The following is a 14,871-nucleotide window of genomic DNA, read 5'->3' on the forward strand; positions in this document are numbered from 1 at the left end:
GTGGATGACGTACTCCACGCTAGGGAGAGGGAGAGCGGGCGACCATGGTGGCCGCAGGTGTCCTGAGGTGGGGTTTACCCCCGGGTACCAGCACGAGCCTGAACCGCCCCCGGCCGATGGGCCGGAGGCGGTTCAGGGACGGGCAGGGGGTGGCTCAGGGGGTGGTTCAGGGGGAGAGCTCAGGAGTTGGTGACGGTGACGTGGAGCGGGCCGCCGACGGCGCTGCCGGTGCTGTTGGGGTAGCCGTAGGAGGTGTGGAGATCGCCGTTGTCGTCGAGGCTGAAGCCGATCCAGTAGTCGCCGGGCGGGGTTCCCGCCGGGAGGCTGATGGCCAGCTGGACCTGGCCGTTGGCGTCCTTGGTGCCGCCGTAGCTGCCGTTGACCGGGTATCCGGCGGAGTTGTAGATGGTGATGCTGGAGCCGCTGATGCCGGCGAAGGTGTTCACGTCGGAGGTGACCAGGATTCCGGCAGGGAGCTGGGAGGCTGCCAGTGTGGTGGTGCTCAGGGTGACGTTGGAGATCACGGGCGCGGTGGTGTCCGGGATCTGGGTGACCACCAGGTCCAGTGCGGGCCCGGCGAAGATGCTGCCGTAGGCCGCGGTGTCACCGGCGCCGTCGGTGAGGGCGATGCCGGTGATGGTGCACTGGGTCGAGTACTTCTGGAAGATCATGGCCGGGACGGTGATCGTGCCGTCGGCCGCCACGGCGGGCGACGCGGTGACGGAGCCGGCGCAGCCGTTGCCCGTCCAGACGGTGACCGACTTGATGCCCTGCTGGACTCCGACCGGGGTCATGGTGACCTTCAGCGGTACCGCCTGGGCCCAGTTGTTGACCGTCTTCGGGCTGATCGAGAAGCCGGTGGCCCGAAGCACCGCGTTCTGGGTGATCTGCACCGGGGCGAGCGAGAGCCCCCGGTAGGAGGCGGTGTTGCCCGCGTTGTCCGTCAGCCGCAGCCGCGAGATAACCCACTGCCCGGCCGGGGCACCCGCCGGGACGGTCACCGCGAGGTGGCAGATCACGTCGTTGCTGCCCCACCCGGCGAAGTCCGTGCCACAGGTGGTGGTGCCGTCGCTCGCGGTCTTCACCTCGAACTTGGTGGACGCACTCGCCCTGTTCGGGCCGGTCACCTCCAGCTCACCGGAGAACACGCCCGATTCGGCGTCCGTGACGTCGACGTCGTACGAGACGGTGACGGACTTGTCCGCGTTGTAGAGGTACTCGGGCGCGTTGATCGGCAGTTTGGCGTACTGGTACGCGGGCCCGGTCGAGTCCACCAGCTCGGTAGCCGTGACGGTGGGGTTGAAGTCGGCCAGCCGGGCCGAGCCGAAGGTCTTGGCGGCCGCCTTGTCGTCCTTCGCGGCCACCTTCACCACGGCCCAGCGGGCGGTGGCGGAGCCCGCGTACTGCGGCACCGGGAAGTCGTAGGTGTAGCTGGACTGTTGGGCCGTGCCGGACACCAGGGTCGCCTTGGCGTCCCAGGTGCGTTGGAAGGAGAAAGTGACGTCGTAGGTCGTTCCGACGCCCCGGCCGTCCGAGCCGATCTGCTGGACGTAGACGTCGCCCGTCACATTGGCGGCCTGGGTGTTGCTGTCCGTGACCGTCCAGTTGAGCGTGGCCGTCGCGGTGCCGGAGGTGGCGTCCACCGTCGGCTGCGCGAAGGCGAGCGCCGAGACCCCCAACTGACCGGCTCCGGCTCCGGCTGTGGCTTGCACCGTACCGGTGGCGGCCTGCGCCGGGCCGACGGCGACGGCGCCGGTCAGCATCAGCCCGGCGAGGCCCGCGAGCACCCGCCCGGCCGGCTTGCCCCGTGTTGTCCCTCTCATGATCCCCCCATGTGTTCGTGCCTGATCGGCCGGTCGGCCGATCAGCGAGCCCATCGAACAACTGGAGTGGCCGGTAGGGCAAGGGAATTGCCGTCACCGGCCGGTGGGGTCGAGAGCGGCTCAACAGGCCTTCGTACGGCGCAGCCTTCGCGGCTCAGTTCGCCACCGATTCGTACGCGGACTCCGGCTGCGCGCGGTCGACTTCCGTGACGCTCAGCACGTTGATGAGCTTGTCGAGCTGCTTGGTCACCTGATCCAGCGCCGAGTCGTCCTCGTCGACCACGAGAGTGACCTGGGAGAAGCCACGCTGCTCAGCCGGGACGACGGCGAGGGAGTCGATGTTGAAGCCGCGTCGGCTGAAGAGGGCGGTGATCCGGGTGAGCGCGCTGGGCTTGTCCTCGACGAGGACCGACAACGTGTGCTTGCTCATGAGTTGTCGCTCTCCCACTTCGGAGTCATGTCTCGGGCGATCATGATGTCGTCGTTGCTGGTCCCGGAGGGGACCATGGGCCAGACCATGGCGTCCTCGTGGACCACGAAGTCGACGACCACCGGCACGTCGTTGATCTCCATGGCCTTGGCGATCGTGTCGTCCACGTCCTCGGGCCGCGTGCACCGCAGACTGACACAGCCGTACGCTTCCGCCAGCTTCACGAAGTCGGGGACGCGCTGCGCCGTCTGCAGATCGCTGTTGGAGTAGCGCTGGTTGTAGAACAGCCCCTGCCACTGGCGGATCATGCCGAGGTTGCCGTTGTTGATGACGGCGACCTTGATCGGCACACCTTCGATCGTGCAGGTGGCCAGCTCCTGATTGGTCATCTGGAAGCAGCCGTCTCCGTCGATCGCCCAGACCACCGTGTCAGGCCGCCCCACCTTGGCGCCCATCGCGGCGGGCACGGCGAAACCCATCGTGCCCAGGCCGCCGGAGGTGATGAAGGAGCCGGGCTTCTCGAAGCCGACGAACTGGGACGCCCACATCTGGTGCTGGCCGACGCCGGCCACGTAGAGGGCGTCCGGCCCGGCGATGGAGCCGAGCCTTTCCAGGACGTACTGCGGAGCCAGCGAGCCGTCCGCGAAGTCCTCGTACCCCAGCGGGTAGGTCTCCTTCAGCCCGTCGAGCAGCGCGCGCCACTTGACGTAGTCACCGGGGCGGTCGATCGCCTGGAGGAGGGCGCCGATGACCTCCTTGCAGTCACCCACGATCGGTACGTCCGCCGTCCGGTTCTTGGAGATCTCCGCCGGGTCGATGTCCGCGTGGATGACCTTGGCCCGCGGTGCGAACGACGCCAGCTGCCCGGTGACCCGGTCGTCGAACCGCACGCCCAGGGCGATGAGCAGGTCTGCCTTCTGCAGTGCGCCCACCGCCGGGACGCTGCCGTGCATGCCGGGCATCCCCATGTGGAGCGGGTGGTTGTCGGGGAAGGTACCCCTGGCCATCAGCGTGGTGACGACCGGAATGCCGGTCAGCTCTGCCAGGCGGAGCAGTTCCGCCGAGGCGCCGGCCTTGTGCACGCCGCCGCCGACGTACAGCACCGGGCACTCGGCCTCGGAGATCAGCCTGGCTGCTTCCTGGATCTGCTTGGCGTGCGGCCGGGTGACCGGCCGGTAGCCCGGCAGCTGCGTCGTCGGCTCCCAGCGGAATTCGGTGCGGGCCTGCAACGCGTCCTTGGAGATGTCGACCAGTACCGGACCGGGACGGCCGGTGGAGGCGATATAGAAGGCGTCCGCGATGGCGCGCGGGATGTCGTCGGCGTCGGTCACCAGGAAGTTGTGCTTGGTGATCGGAAGGGTGATGCCGCAGATGTCGGCTTCCTGGAAGGCGTCCGTGCCGATCATGCCGCTCGACACCTGGCCGGTGATGGCCACCATCGGGACGGAGTCCATGTACGCGTCGGCGATCGGGGTGACCAGATTGGTGGCGCCGGGGCCGGAGGTGGCCATGCAGACGCCAACCTTGCCGGTGGCCTGGGCGTACCCCTCCGCAGCGTGTCCGGCGCCCTGCTCGTGTCGCACCAGTACGTGGCGGACCTTGCTCGAGTCGTAGAGCGCATCGTAGGCGGGCAGGATCTGGCCGCCCGGAAATCCGAACACGGTGTCAACGCCGACGTGCTCCAGAGCCCTGACCAGAGCTTGAGCACCTGTCATCTGTTCGGTCATCTGCTCGTTCCTGTTGGCTTGGCTCGAATGCTGGGCGTGCTTGCTGCCCGAGTTGCGATGAGGGGAAGGACGCCCGTTCGCAAGACAATTCGAAGGGCAGTGCGCAGAACTCGGCAGTCCACGGAATGTAGGTCCGGGAAGTACTGCGAGGTGGCGCCAAGAGCGTGTCGGGTGATGACAACGCGCCCAGCGGCTCCGAGGGATCACAACTCTCGTCGGAGCAGAGCAAGTCCGTTCGTGACGGCTCAAGCAAATTCCCGCAGCAAGCCGCGAGATGGTTCGGCTGCAGCTTATCTTCCTGTCTTGTGGCGATGCAAGCCCCCACTGATGCTGGCCAGTTGCTCCGCCCTGTTGATTGCGCGGCGGCTGGACCCCGCTCAACTCCCGCGGTCAGGGGGCCCGTTGAAATAGAGCGGGTTCTCGTCGAATCGGCAGCTGATCCGTAGGTCGGGCGTGCCGCGTGGTCGAGGTCCGACCTGACGAATTCGTCGGCGACCTGACGGATTCGTAGCCGAACTGACGAACCGTGTGGTCCTGTTGCACCGGCCTCGGCCGACCGCCCTACGGTGGGGGAGTGATCAGCGCTGAAGCCAGAGAGCTTCTCGGAGAGCTTGCCTCCGAAGGAGTGGCGTCCTGGCTGTCATGGTCGAGCCCGGACCCGCCGGGCCCCGATGTCGTGCGGTGTGGCTTTACCGGCATTCGGATGTCACCCGGAGCCTCGCTCAGCGCGGTGCGGGCGGCGTGCACCACGTTGGTCGAGACCGGTGGCTCGGTCGCCGCCACGGCTGTGGTCTTCGACGGGGCGGCCAGCTCGGATGCCTGGGTGACTGCGGCCCGGGTGCTGAGGGGCGGAGTGGATCGGCCCAATCTGCTGGTGAGCATTCCGGCGACGAAAGCTGGAATCGGCGCCATCGCTGACTGCCTGGCCGAAGGCATTGGTGTGGACACCACCTCGGTACTCTCGCTCGGACAGTACCGCGAGGTATTGGACGCCCAACTCACCGGCTTGGAGCGGGCCATGGCCAATCGCACGGACCTGGACAGCCTGGTCGCGTCGGCCTCCTGCGCCGTTGGTCCGCTGGACGCCGAGGTGAACGCCCTGCTGGACGAGCTCCCCGGCGGCACGGGCCACGGCATGCGCGACACCGCGGGGCTGGCCACCGCCCGGCTCGTGTACCGGCTGCGGGAGCAGCGGTTGGCCGAGAGACGGTGGCAGGAGCTGAGGGCCGGTCGGGCGCGATCACCTCTGCTGCTGTGGACCGGCACAAGGCCGGTCCATGTGCCCGCCCTGGTCGGCGGCAACACCGGCCATGTGATGACGGCCGAGACGGCAGAGGCGGCGGCTCGGCACGGCGAGCTCAACGGCGACACTCTGATGGGCGGTCATGAGCAGGCCGCGGAGACAATCGTCCAACTGGCCGAGCTGGGCGTGCCGGTCGACGCGGCCGCCGCAGCGGTCCACTGCCGCCTCAACGGACCTGGGTGAGCCACCGCGGGTCGTCGTTGTGGATGAGCGTCTGCTCCTCGCCGAGGACGGGAGTCAGGGAATGACCGGCACGATCTGCAGCAGCATGTGCTCGACGACATCGTCGCCGTACTCGCCCTCACGGACCTGGCAGGTGCTGAGCGTGCGCAGCTCGCAGCCACTCTCCTCGGCGAGACGGGACAGCAGCCGCAGATCGCCACGACTGCTGAAGTGCAGCAGCGCCCGGCCCGTGTCCGTGGACCAACTCGGCGCCTGCTCCAGGTAGCGACGGTGGGTCTGGTAGCCCGCGTCCACATAGGCGCGTTCATGGACCGACCGGTACTGGTAATGGTCGGGCCCCAGAACGTAGTTCGAACTCCAGAAGACGGTGTCGAAGCGTTCGCCGGCGTCAAGTCCGCAGAAGAGGTCACCGTGCACGGTGCTGACCCGGTCCCCGACGCCGTGCCGGGCGGCGTTGACCGATGTGTTCTCCACTGCCCGGGGGTTGACGTCAGAGGCCACGACCGGGGTGCGGCCGGTCAGCGCGGCCGTCACTGCGATGACCCCGGTGCCGCAGCCGATCTCCAGGAACGAGCCCGCGCAAGCGGGTTGGGCGGAGGGCTCATCCAACCCGAGGAGATGCAGGGCCACGCCGGTCGACGGTGAGTAGACTGGCGCGAAGACCTCGTCCAGTAAGTCCCATTCCCGCCCGCCCAGATGGAAGTTGACGGGTCGGTCCGCTCGGGTCATGGACTGGCGGCTGCGCTCCAATGAACGCTCATAGCTCTGGACTTGCTGTGTGTCCGGCATGAATCCCACTCCGACTGCTGGTTGGCCTGGCACTCCGCGAATGCGTCAAGGCCAGCGTGGTGTGCGGAGGCAGTCGGCGGAAGGTGTCCGTACAACACCGCCGAACTGTCGGAACGGTGCTCACGTCACCGTCGGCACACCTGAGTGCCTGGTCCGGCATATGAGCATCCTTTGACGATCAAGATGGTGCACATTAGGTTCCAGGAAAATGGGGGAGGTACGGCCGGGGGAAGGGTGACACTGTGCTGGAGCCGGGCAAGTCGCTCGATGCCTACGTACTCACCATGCTTGAACTGCTGGCCCAGGAGGCGCCCGCGGACCAGTTCGAGGATCTGGTGCGGCAGGGCAGGAGCGCCGGCATGGCGGAAGGCGAATTGGCGCGGCTTGTCGCGGCGAAGGATCGTTCACTAGACATCAGGCAGTTGTTCGGTCGCCGCCAGCAGCGCGAGGCCGGGCTGTCCGCGCTGGTGGACACCGCACGCGACCTGACCCTCCCGTACAGCCTGGACTCCCTGCTCACCGTGATCACCAGGCGGGCCCGGTTACTGCTCGGCCTGGACATGTCGTGGGTGGGCCTGATCGACCTCGCCGACGGGCTGTCCCACGTGCGGACCGCGGACGGACACGCGTCAGCGTTCACCGTCGGGTTCGAGGTGCCGTCCGGCGGCGGAGTCGGTGAACACGCGCAGGACCGCTCCGCCCCGTTCTGGACCCCCGACTACCTGCACGACGAAGGCTTCGTCCACAACGAGATCATCGACCACGTGGTGCGGGCCGAAGGGCTGCGCGCCATCATGGCCGTTCCGCTGCGCCATGAGAACTTGACCCTCGGCGTGCTGTACGTCGCGGACCGCAACGTCCGCCACTTCCTGCCTGGCGAGATCTCCCTGATGGCTTCGCTGGCCGACCTCGCGGCCGTCGCCATCGAACGGACCAGGCTGCTGGAGCAGGCCAAGGCCGAGGTCGTCGAGTTGGAGTGGGATGTCACGCAGGCCCTGAACTCCTCCGCCGTCGCCCACAGACTGCGCGGCATCCACAGTGAACTGACCGACATGGTGCTCAGCGGCAGCGATCTGCACCTGCTCGTCCAGCGGGCGGCAGCGGAACTGGACGGAGCCCTGCTGGTACGGGGCACCGCCGGCGAGAATCTGGCCAGGAGCGAGGGCTGGGACCAACGGGGTGGACTTTCGCGACCGGACTCCATCCGCGCGGACGACCCCGGTTTCGACCGGTGCTGTCTGGACGCGCATGTCGAGGGGAAGCCGGTCCGCCACGACAGCGCGGTCGGTGGCGAGCTCTGGGCCTGCCCGGTCACCGGTGGCAGGGACAGTCTCGGCACACTCGTGCTGCACTGCGAGAGCCCCCCGTCCGAGGCCCAATTGCAGCTGCTCGTCCTGGTCGCCCAGGCCGTCGCCGTCAGTCTGCTGATGGAACGCGGCACGGCCGTCGCCGAGGGCCAGATCCGTGACGAGCTCCTGCACGATCTCCTCAACGCACCGCAGATGCCGCCGGGGCAGATCGCCTCGCGCTCCCGCCGGCTCTCGTTCGACCTCACCGAGCCCCATGTCATCGTGGTGGCCCGTCCCGAGGGCGGGTCGCGAGGCCGGTCCGCGGTGTGGGCCTCCTCGTACGCACACCGGATGGCGGGGCTCAAGTACGTCGACGGGGACCACATCGTGCTGCTCCTGCCGGGCGACGATCCGGCGAGCGCTGCCAGGGCAGTGTCACGGGAGCTGTCCACCGTGCTCGGACATCCGGTCACAGGCGGGGCTGCAGGGCCGGTCACCGCACCGGACGCGGTGCCCCGCATTCACCAGGAGGCTCGGCGCTGCCTCAACGCACTCACCGCGCTCGGCGGCACGGGCAACACGGCGTCACTGAAGGAACTGGGCTTCCTGGGGCTGCTGCTGTCGGAGAAGCAGGACATCGGCACATTCATCGGCTCGGCCATAGGGCCCGTCCTGGCCTACGACGACCAGCAATCGACCGAGCTCCTGCGGACGCTGGAGGAGTACTTCAACTTCGGCAGCAGTCCCACTCGGGCTGCGGAGGCGCTCCATGTCCACCCGAACACCGTCTCGCGCCGACTCGAACGGATCACTGAACTCCTCGGCCCGGACTGGCAGAAACCCGCGCAGGCCCTGGAAGTGCAACTGGCACTGCGACTGCAACGTGCCCGGCACCTGCTCGACAGCGGAACCGGCGACACCACGCGTTAGTGGTCCGTAGGACCGGGGTCCGGCCCGTGGTGCGCGGCGCCCGTTCACGCACCTCTCGCGTCGAGGACGTCCGGGTGCCCGGCCCACTGCCCCGCCGTGCCGGGCTCATGGCCTGCCTCCGTCAACGTCGTTGCTGCGCAGGCGATCGAGGCGAGCGTGATGTGCCGGTGCCAGCCCCGGAACGAGCGGCCGGTGAAATCCCGCAGCCCGACCCGGCCCCCTGAGGTCGCGCAGTCCTCAGCCACCCGCCGGGTCAGCTTGGCCAGTCGCAGCAGTTCCGGCACCGGTGTCCGGTCCTCTGTCGTCAACCAGAACTCCGAAGGTGCATGCCGCGAGCCGTTCCACTCCCCCAGCAGCAGCCCTTGCGGTCGGCCGTCGGCGGAACCGGCGCGGAGCAGCGAGGGCCCGCCTTCCGGCAGTACCACCCGTACGGCCACCACCTGTGAGCTGCGGACCGTGCCCGCTCCACCGCCGGGATCGGACCATGCCACCGGCCGGCGCAGCGCCCGCACCGAGTCGACGATCCGCTGCGCGCTCAGCCGCCCCGCGCCGAACCCCGGCAGCGACGGGTCGGCCACGGTCAGCCCCATCGCTCCGGGCACCCGTACCAGCAGCGGCAGACCGGCGGCCCGGAAGCGCTGCACCGTCGCCCCCACATTGGCGCTCCCGGCGCCCAGCACCACAGGTACCCGCGGGATGCTCCACTTCAGCATGGACTGCAGCACCGCCGCCGACGCGCACTCCTCCAGCGTCTCCTCGACCGCTCCGTCCGGGATCTCGGCCCGGCGGCGGCGCTCCTCGTCGCGGACCCAAGGGCCGGGGAGATGCAGCCGCCAGTTGACCGGCGCACTCATCTCCGCACGGGCGAACCAGACCCCGTAGGCATGCTGGCCGATGTCCAGTTTGCCGAGCCGGGAGACGAACCTCCGGTCCACACCCACCGAGTGCTCACCGGTCTTGGGAATGGCCATCGGCTGCACCACCCAGGCCTGCGGCGGCATGACGTCCTGGAGATGGCCGGCCAGAGCCTCCCGCATGGACGACCAGTCCCAGGTGGAGTGGGCGATGAAGTGGTGCAGGCCCTGCTCGTCCGCACCGCCGCCTACGCTCGCGGCGATCCGGCGGACGGACTTGCGGCCGTCGGCTGCGAGCAAGCCTCGTACGTACTGCTCGGCGCGTCTGCGCTGGTCCGCCCGCCGCAGGACGGCCGGGAACAGAGCGGCCGCCAGCTCCGACACGACGTCCGGCGGCTGCGGAAAGTCCGGCCATTCCTGGCCCACTTCGGCTCCTGCCAAGAGAGACCTGCTCACACCACCCACGCTCCTCCGCCGGAACCTGCTCGGTCCTGCACCCTCCCCACCCTTCCCTGCCCAGGGCCTGCCGGAGGAGGTGCCTGGGGAACCCCATGGCTCACCGGAACGGTGACCCGGCCACCATCGCCCCCGGCGGCCGGACCTGACGGACTCGGCGCGTAGTTGACGAAGTCTGTACGACCTGACGAGTGCTGCGCCGACCGCTTGTCGCCCCCTCGGGGCGCGCCGCAGAGTGCTGCCCACGACCAGGTCGTGCCGGAGCGAACAGTCTCCTGTCAGCAGCCGAACGATCTCGCGCTCTTCTTTCGCGTCCCCTCCGCCGACCTCGGTGCCGCGGCGAATACCAAGTCGTGTCGGCAGGTCCGCGCCCCGCACGTCCGTTATCGAGAGGTGAGCGAATTGGTTTACAGTATTGCCACGGTAACCCTGGGTGGTGCCCTGCCGAATAAATTGGAAGCAATCGCTGCCGCCGGCTTTGCTGCTATCGAACTGATGGAATCGGACCTGCAGGGATCCTCTGCGTCCGCCGCCCGGGTCATGGCGGACGACCTCGGCCTGGAAATCGTGAACTATCAGCCGCTCAGGGACTTCGAAGGCGGCCCCAGGGACCAGCTGGCGCCCAAGCTGGACCGAGTCGAGCGAATCTTCGACTCCATGGAGCAGTTGGGGACGAGCACACTGTTGCTGTGCAGCAACGTCACCGACATTTCGGACCTTGACGATGATGCCGTCGCCGGTGACCTGGCGCTCCTGGGCGAACGGGCCGCAGCCAGAGGGTTTTCGATCGGCTACGAAGCACTGTCCTGGGGTGTGCGAGTCAACACGTTCCGTCAGGCGTGGAGAATGATCGAGCGCTCCGGTGCCGCCAATATCGGTCTGGTGCTGGACAGCTTTCACACCCTTGCACTGGACGACCATTTCGAGGATCTGGCCGACGTGCCGGCCGATCGCATCGCGCTGATACAGGTGTCGGATGCTCCCCGAATGGATCTGGATGTGAAGTCCTGGAGCCGGCATCACCGCTGTTTGCCGGGCGAGGGGGATTTCGACGTGGCCGCGTTCCTGGTGCCCGTGCTGGCCAACGGCTATGACGGCCCGATTTCGCTCGAGATATTCAATGATCATTACAAGGTGCGGCCCCCTGCGCCGCTGGCGCGACAGGGCATGACCTCGCTGCGCGAACTCACGTCGACGGCGATGGATCTAGCAACCAGGTCTTTGATTCCGAACGCGTGATGCCAGGACGGAATATGGACGCCGAATCTCCGAGAAGAAAGGCACTACGGTGAGCACAGATTTCGAAGTATTCGACTTCCCAGAGCTCAAGCCCGGACCGGAGAAGCCGTTGGTGCTCGGCCCGGCAGGCGAGGTCTTCGACTTCGTGCAGACCGGCGAGAGCAACGGCGGCAAGTACTTGTTCTCCAAGCTGACCGTACCGCCGCACGTCGGACCACCGCCGCACATCCATCACCGTACAGATGAATGGTTCTATGCGCCGAACGGCGGATTCAGCATCTTCATGGGGTCCAACGAATTCCCTGACATAGACGTCACGCCGGGCGACGGAGCTGCCAAGGAGACGGTCACCATGCTGCCTATGCGCCCGAAGGAGCTGCTTTTCGTTCCGCGCGACTACGTTCATGGATTCGTCAACACGACCAGCGTCAACCAGGAGATGTGGTTGGTCTGGACGCCGGATACGCCGGAGAGCTCGATCCTCCCGTATTTCATGAACGCAGGTAAGGTCGTGACCAACAAGGAGGAACTCACCGAGCCGGACTTTCTGTCCCGCATCCGCCTTGTCTCCAAGGCCCGCGACTACGGGATCAATCAGAGCGCGGACTTCTGGGATTTCGTCCAGAACGTCGTGGAAGACCGGCCCGAGTGGCTGCCGGCCGACCGGCGTTCGACGTTGCTGAAGCTGATGCACGACGAAATTGAGGCGCAGTCCTAGTTTCACGCGACCGAGTCCGGGAGAAAGCGCATGAGGGGTCGAGGGTCCCATGGGAATGGATGACAAGAATCCCGTCGCCGTCGTCGGCGGCGGATTGGGCGGGGCGGCGACCGCCGTGCTGCTGCAGCAGGCCGGCTACTCTGTGACGGTATTCGAGCAGGCGAGCAAGTTCGAGCCCGCCGGTGCCGGGATTCATCTGACGCCCAATGTGATGCGCGTCTTGGGCCACATCGGGGTCGGTGATGCACTTGTCACGTCCGGATGCCTGCCCGAATCGTTCACCAGCCGGGACCTGGTATCGAATTCGGTCAGGTGCACGTTGTCGCTCGGCAGCCGAGCGAAGGAGCGGTACGGGGCGCCCTATCTCACCGTCGGCCGCGGCGTTCTCCACCGAGAACTGATCGATGCCCTTCGGCCGGGCACCGTACAGTACGGCAAGCGCCTGGTCCGGCTCGAGGATCGCGGCGAGGCGGTGCAGATGCGCTTCGCCGATGGAGGCACCGCCGAAGCCTCCTGCGTGATCGGTGCCGATGGTCTGGGGTCTCAGGTCCGTGAATTGATGCACGGCGCTGAACGCCCCAGTTTCTCCGGCCAGATCGCGTACCGGGCGACCGTGCCTGCGAACACCCGGATCCCTGTCGACAGGCGGTGCATCACCAAGTGGTGGGCCGACGACAGTTTTGTCATCGGGTACTCGACCGATTCCCGGAGCGATGACTATTACTTTGTCGCCGGCACGGCGGCTGATGCGTGGACGCATCCACAGTCCTGGGTCGACGGCGACAAGGACGAGATGCTGAACGCCTTCGCCGACTCCTGCGACGAAGTTCTCAGCCTACTGAATGCAGCTGAGTCCCTGAGCAAATGGCCGCTCTTCGAGCGCCCGCCGTTGCAGACCTGGGGCCGAGGGCGAATTGCGCTACTGGGCGACGCCTGTCATCCGATGAGGCCGCACATGGCCCAAGGAGCGGCCATGGCCATCGAGGACGGCGTGCTGCTGCTGCGTTGCCTGGAACTCGAGGACGAGATCGACGAGGCATTCTGGCGTTACGCCGAGAGCCGCAAGCAACGTACCGGTCGGATCCAGGCTGTGTCCGCCGAGAACACGTGGCTCAAGGATGCCGAAGACCCAGCCTGGGTTTTCAGCTATGACGCGATGAACATCGACCTGGTACCGCGCCGGTCCAGCACCCTCACCGTCACATGAAATGGGTGAACATGAGCTCAGGAGATATTCCACGTTTTGACACCGACGTCCTGATCGTCGGGAGCGGTCCGGCGGGGTCATCCGCAGCGCTGATGCTGAGCACGTACGGCATCGACAACCTCGTGATCACGAAGCATCGCTGGCTCGCCGACAGTCCGCGTGCGCATTACAAGAACCAGCGCACAATGGAGGTCTTCCGGGATCTGGACGTGGCCGACGAAGTTCGCGCCAAGGCTTCACCCAAAGAGGTCATGGGCAATGTCGTCTTCTGCACCGGTCTGGTGGGCGAGGAACTGGGCAGACTGCCCTATGGCGCCAACAGACCACAACGGCAGAGCGACTATTCGTTGGCCAGCCCCGCCGAACACTGCGACCTGCCGCAGCACCTGCTTGAACCCATCCTGCTGTCCAATGCAGCTCAGCGCGGCAGTCATGTGCGATTCGACACGCAATTCCTGCGGCTCGACCAGGACGAGCACGGTGTCACCGCGCACGTCCTGGACAGGCTGAAGAACGAGCATTACGAGATTCGGGCCAAGTACCTGATCGGGGCCGACGGCGGCAACAGTCTCGTGGCGGAGCAGATCGGCCTGCCCATGGAAGGCCGCATGGGGCTCGCAGGCAGTATCAGCATCATTCTGGAGGCGGATCTCTCCCACCTCGTGGCCCACCGTCCGGGATATCTTTGGTGGATCATGCAGCCGGGTGCCAATGTCGGGGGCATCGGCATGGGCCTGCTTCGCATGGTCAGGCCATGGAACGAGTGGCAGATCGTCTGGGGCTACGACATGAGCGCAGGCGAGCCCGATGTCTCCGAGATCGACGCGGTCGGCATCGCCCGTCAACTGATCGGCGACGCTTCGGTGGACATCACCATACGCTCGGTCTCGACGTGGACCGTGAACCAGATGTACGCCACCAGGTATTCCCAGGGGCGGGTGTTCTGTATGGGCGATGCGGTGCACCGTCACCCACCGTCCAACGGCCTGGGATCGAACACGTCGGTTCAGGATGCCTACAATCTGGCGTGGAAAATGGCGATGGTTCTGAAGGGGCAGGCGTCGGACCGACTGCTGGATACGTACGATCAGGAACGCACGCCGATCGGCAAGCAGATCGTCGAACGTGCGAACAAGAGCATTGAGCAGTTCGGAGGCGTCTTCTCCGCACTCGGACTGGACGCAAACCTGGACGCGGGCCAGATGCGCGCCAACATGTCCGTCCTGAAGGAGGCTTCCGCGGCGGGTGCCGAAAAGCGCAAGATGTTGCGCGAGGCCATCGATCTCAAGTCCTACGAGTTTGCCACGCAAGGCGTCGAACTCAATCAGCGCTACGAATCCGATGCGGTCTGCCCGGACGGCACCGAGCAGCCCGCATGGCTGCGTGATCCCGAGCTGTACTACCAGGCGTCCAGCCGGCCCGGCGCGCGCTTGCCACATGCATGGCTCGACCGGCAGGGTACTCAGGTCTCGAGCTTGGACGTGGTGGGCAGGGGAAAGTTCACCTTGCTCACGGGGCTGAACGGGCAAATCTGGCTCGAAGCTGCCGAGCGCATTTCGGGAGAGCTGAACATCGAGATCGCTGCTCATGTCATCGGCCCCGGCCATGCCTTGCAGGATCTCTACGGTGATTGGGCGGATGTTACGGAGGTACCGGAAGACGGCTGTCTTCTGGTGCGGCCGGATGCATTTGTCGCCTGGCGCAAGGCGGATTCTGCTGCAGCCGTGGACTCGCTGCGCGCAGCCCTGCGCGGGATTCTCGGCCGAGGTTCGGCAGAGCAGTGCGACCGGGACGGGCTGGTTCGCTCGGGAGACGAGCCGGCCCCAGCGGTTTCCCCGGACATGGCGATGAGCGAGTAGAAGGTGCGTATGACTATCCAGACGTCTTCCCAGGCGGGGCCACCTGTGCACGAGGATGCTGAGA

General features: G+C 66.7%; 10 protein-coding genes and 1 pseudogene. 6 read left to right on the forward strand and 5 right to left on the reverse strand.

Annotated features, from left to right (window positions below; all coding sequences use genetic code 11):
- Nucleotides 1-179: 179 nt before the first annotated feature.
- The 3 genes and pseudogenes from ACR68M_RS18255 to ACR68M_RS18265 all read right to left on the reverse strand — a co-directional run bounded on the left by ACR68M_RS18255 (nucleotide 180) and on the right by ACR68M_RS18265 (nucleotide 3,980).
- The gene (locus ACR68M_RS18255; protein ID WP_441245154.1) at nucleotides 180-1,823 is read right to left on the reverse strand and encodes a hypothetical protein; all 1,644 of its coding nucleotides are present in this window, start codon (nucleotides 1,821-1,823) and stop codon (nucleotides 180-182) included.
- Between the two features lie 187 nt (nucleotides 1,824-2,010).
- Nucleotides 2,011-2,253: pseudogene (ilvN, locus tag ACR68M_RS18260) on the reverse strand (acetolactate synthase small subunit); the annotation flags it as partial.
- Nucleotides 2,250-3,980, reverse strand: coding sequence for an acetolactate synthase large subunit (locus tag ACR68M_RS18265; RefSeq protein ID WP_441245155.1), 1,731 nt, complete (start codon nucleotides 3,978-3,980; stop codon nucleotides 2,250-2,252). The gene ACR68M_RS18265 and the pseudogene ilvN, both read right to left, overlap by 4 nt.
- A 574-nt stretch (nucleotides 3,981-4,554) precedes the next feature.
- Here ACR68M_RS18265 and ACR68M_RS18270 point away from each other — a divergent pair.
- Nucleotides 4,555-5,466, forward strand: coding sequence for a transaldolase family protein (locus ACR68M_RS18270; RefSeq protein ID WP_441245156.1), 912 nt, complete (start codon nucleotides 4,555-4,557; stop codon nucleotides 5,464-5,466).
- A 54-nt stretch (nucleotides 5,467-5,520) separates the two neighbouring features.
- On the opposite strand, the gene ACR68M_RS18275 is transcribed toward ACR68M_RS18270, so the two are convergent.
- Nucleotides 5,521-6,255: a methyltransferase domain-containing protein gene (locus ACR68M_RS18275; RefSeq protein WP_441245157.1), complete on the reverse strand. Its 735-nt coding sequence runs from the start codon at nucleotides 6,253-6,255 to the stop codon at nucleotides 5,521-5,523.
- 242 nt (nucleotides 6,256-6,497) lie between these two features.
- On the opposite strand from ACR68M_RS18275, the gene ACR68M_RS18280 reads away from it, so the two are divergent.
- A complete protein-coding gene (locus ACR68M_RS18280; RefSeq protein WP_441245158.1) occupies nucleotides 6,498-8,474 on the forward strand; it encodes a helix-turn-helix domain-containing protein in 1,977 nt (658 codons plus the stop codon).
- Nucleotides 8,475-8,518: 44 nt separating this feature from the next.
- On the opposite strand, the gene ACR68M_RS18285 is transcribed toward ACR68M_RS18280, so the two are convergent.
- Nucleotides 8,519-9,754 carry an IS701 family transposase gene (locus tag ACR68M_RS18285; RefSeq protein ID WP_441245159.1) on the reverse strand — a complete coding sequence of 412 codons (1,236 nt, stop codon included), beginning with the start codon at nucleotides 9,752-9,754 and terminating at the stop codon, nucleotides 8,519-8,521.
- A gap of 285 nt (nucleotides 9,755-10,039) precedes the next feature.
- Between ACR68M_RS18285 and ACR68M_RS18290 the strand changes: the two genes are divergently transcribed.
- The 4 genes from ACR68M_RS18290 to ACR68M_RS18305 are packed head-to-tail and all read left to right on the forward strand — an operon-like array spanning nucleotide 10,040 to nucleotide 14,807.
- The gene (locus ACR68M_RS18290; RefSeq protein ID WP_441245160.1) at nucleotides 10,040-11,023 is read left to right on the forward strand and encodes a sugar phosphate isomerase/epimerase family protein; all 984 of its coding nucleotides are present in this window, start codon (nucleotides 10,040-10,042) and stop codon (nucleotides 11,021-11,023) included.
- A gap of 49 nt (nucleotides 11,024-11,072) precedes the next feature.
- Nucleotides 11,073-11,741, forward strand: coding sequence for a hypothetical protein (locus tag ACR68M_RS18295; RefSeq protein ID WP_441245161.1), 669 nt, complete (start codon nucleotides 11,073-11,075; stop codon nucleotides 11,739-11,741).
- Nucleotides 11,742-11,796: 55 nt separating this feature from the next.
- The gene (locus ACR68M_RS18300) at nucleotides 11,797-12,948 is read left to right on the forward strand and encodes an FAD-dependent monooxygenase (protein WP_441245162.1); all 1,152 of its coding nucleotides are present in this window, start codon (nucleotides 11,797-11,799) and stop codon (nucleotides 12,946-12,948) included.
- The gene (locus ACR68M_RS18305; RefSeq protein WP_441245163.1) at nucleotides 12,945-14,807 is read left to right on the forward strand and encodes an FAD-dependent oxidoreductase; all 1,863 of its coding nucleotides are present in this window, start codon (nucleotides 12,945-12,947) and stop codon (nucleotides 14,805-14,807) included. Before ACR68M_RS18300 ends, ACR68M_RS18305 begins: the two co-directional genes overlap by 4 nt.
- Nucleotides 14,808-14,871: the final 64 nt, after the last annotated feature.

The organism is Kitasatospora sp. McL0602, from assembly GCF_052076145.1.
Classification (GTDB): domain Bacteria; phylum Actinomycetota; class Actinomycetes; order Streptomycetales; family Streptomycetaceae; genus Kitasatospora.

Bases quoted from the DNA above. Each gene is read 5' to 3' on its own strand.
- ACR68M_RS18255 (WP_441245154.1), bottom strand. From the start codon at position 1,823: ATGAGAGGGACAACACGGGGCAAGCCGGCCGGGCGGGTGCTCGCGGGC.
- ACR68M_RS18265 (WP_441245155.1), bottom strand. From the start codon at position 3,980: ATGACCGAACAGATGACAGGTGCTCAAGCTCTGGTCAGGGCTCTGGAG.
- ACR68M_RS18275 (WP_441245157.1), bottom strand. From the start codon at position 6,255: ATGCCGGACACACAGCAAGTCCAGAGCTATGAGCGTTCATTGGAGCGC.
- ACR68M_RS18300 (WP_441245162.1), top strand. From the start codon at position 11,797: ATGGATGACAAGAATCCCGTCGCCGTCGTCGGCGGCGGATTGGGCGGG.
- ACR68M_RS18305 (WP_441245163.1), top strand. From the start codon at position 12,945: ATGAAATGGGTGAACATGAGCTCAGGAGATATTCCACGTTTTGACACC.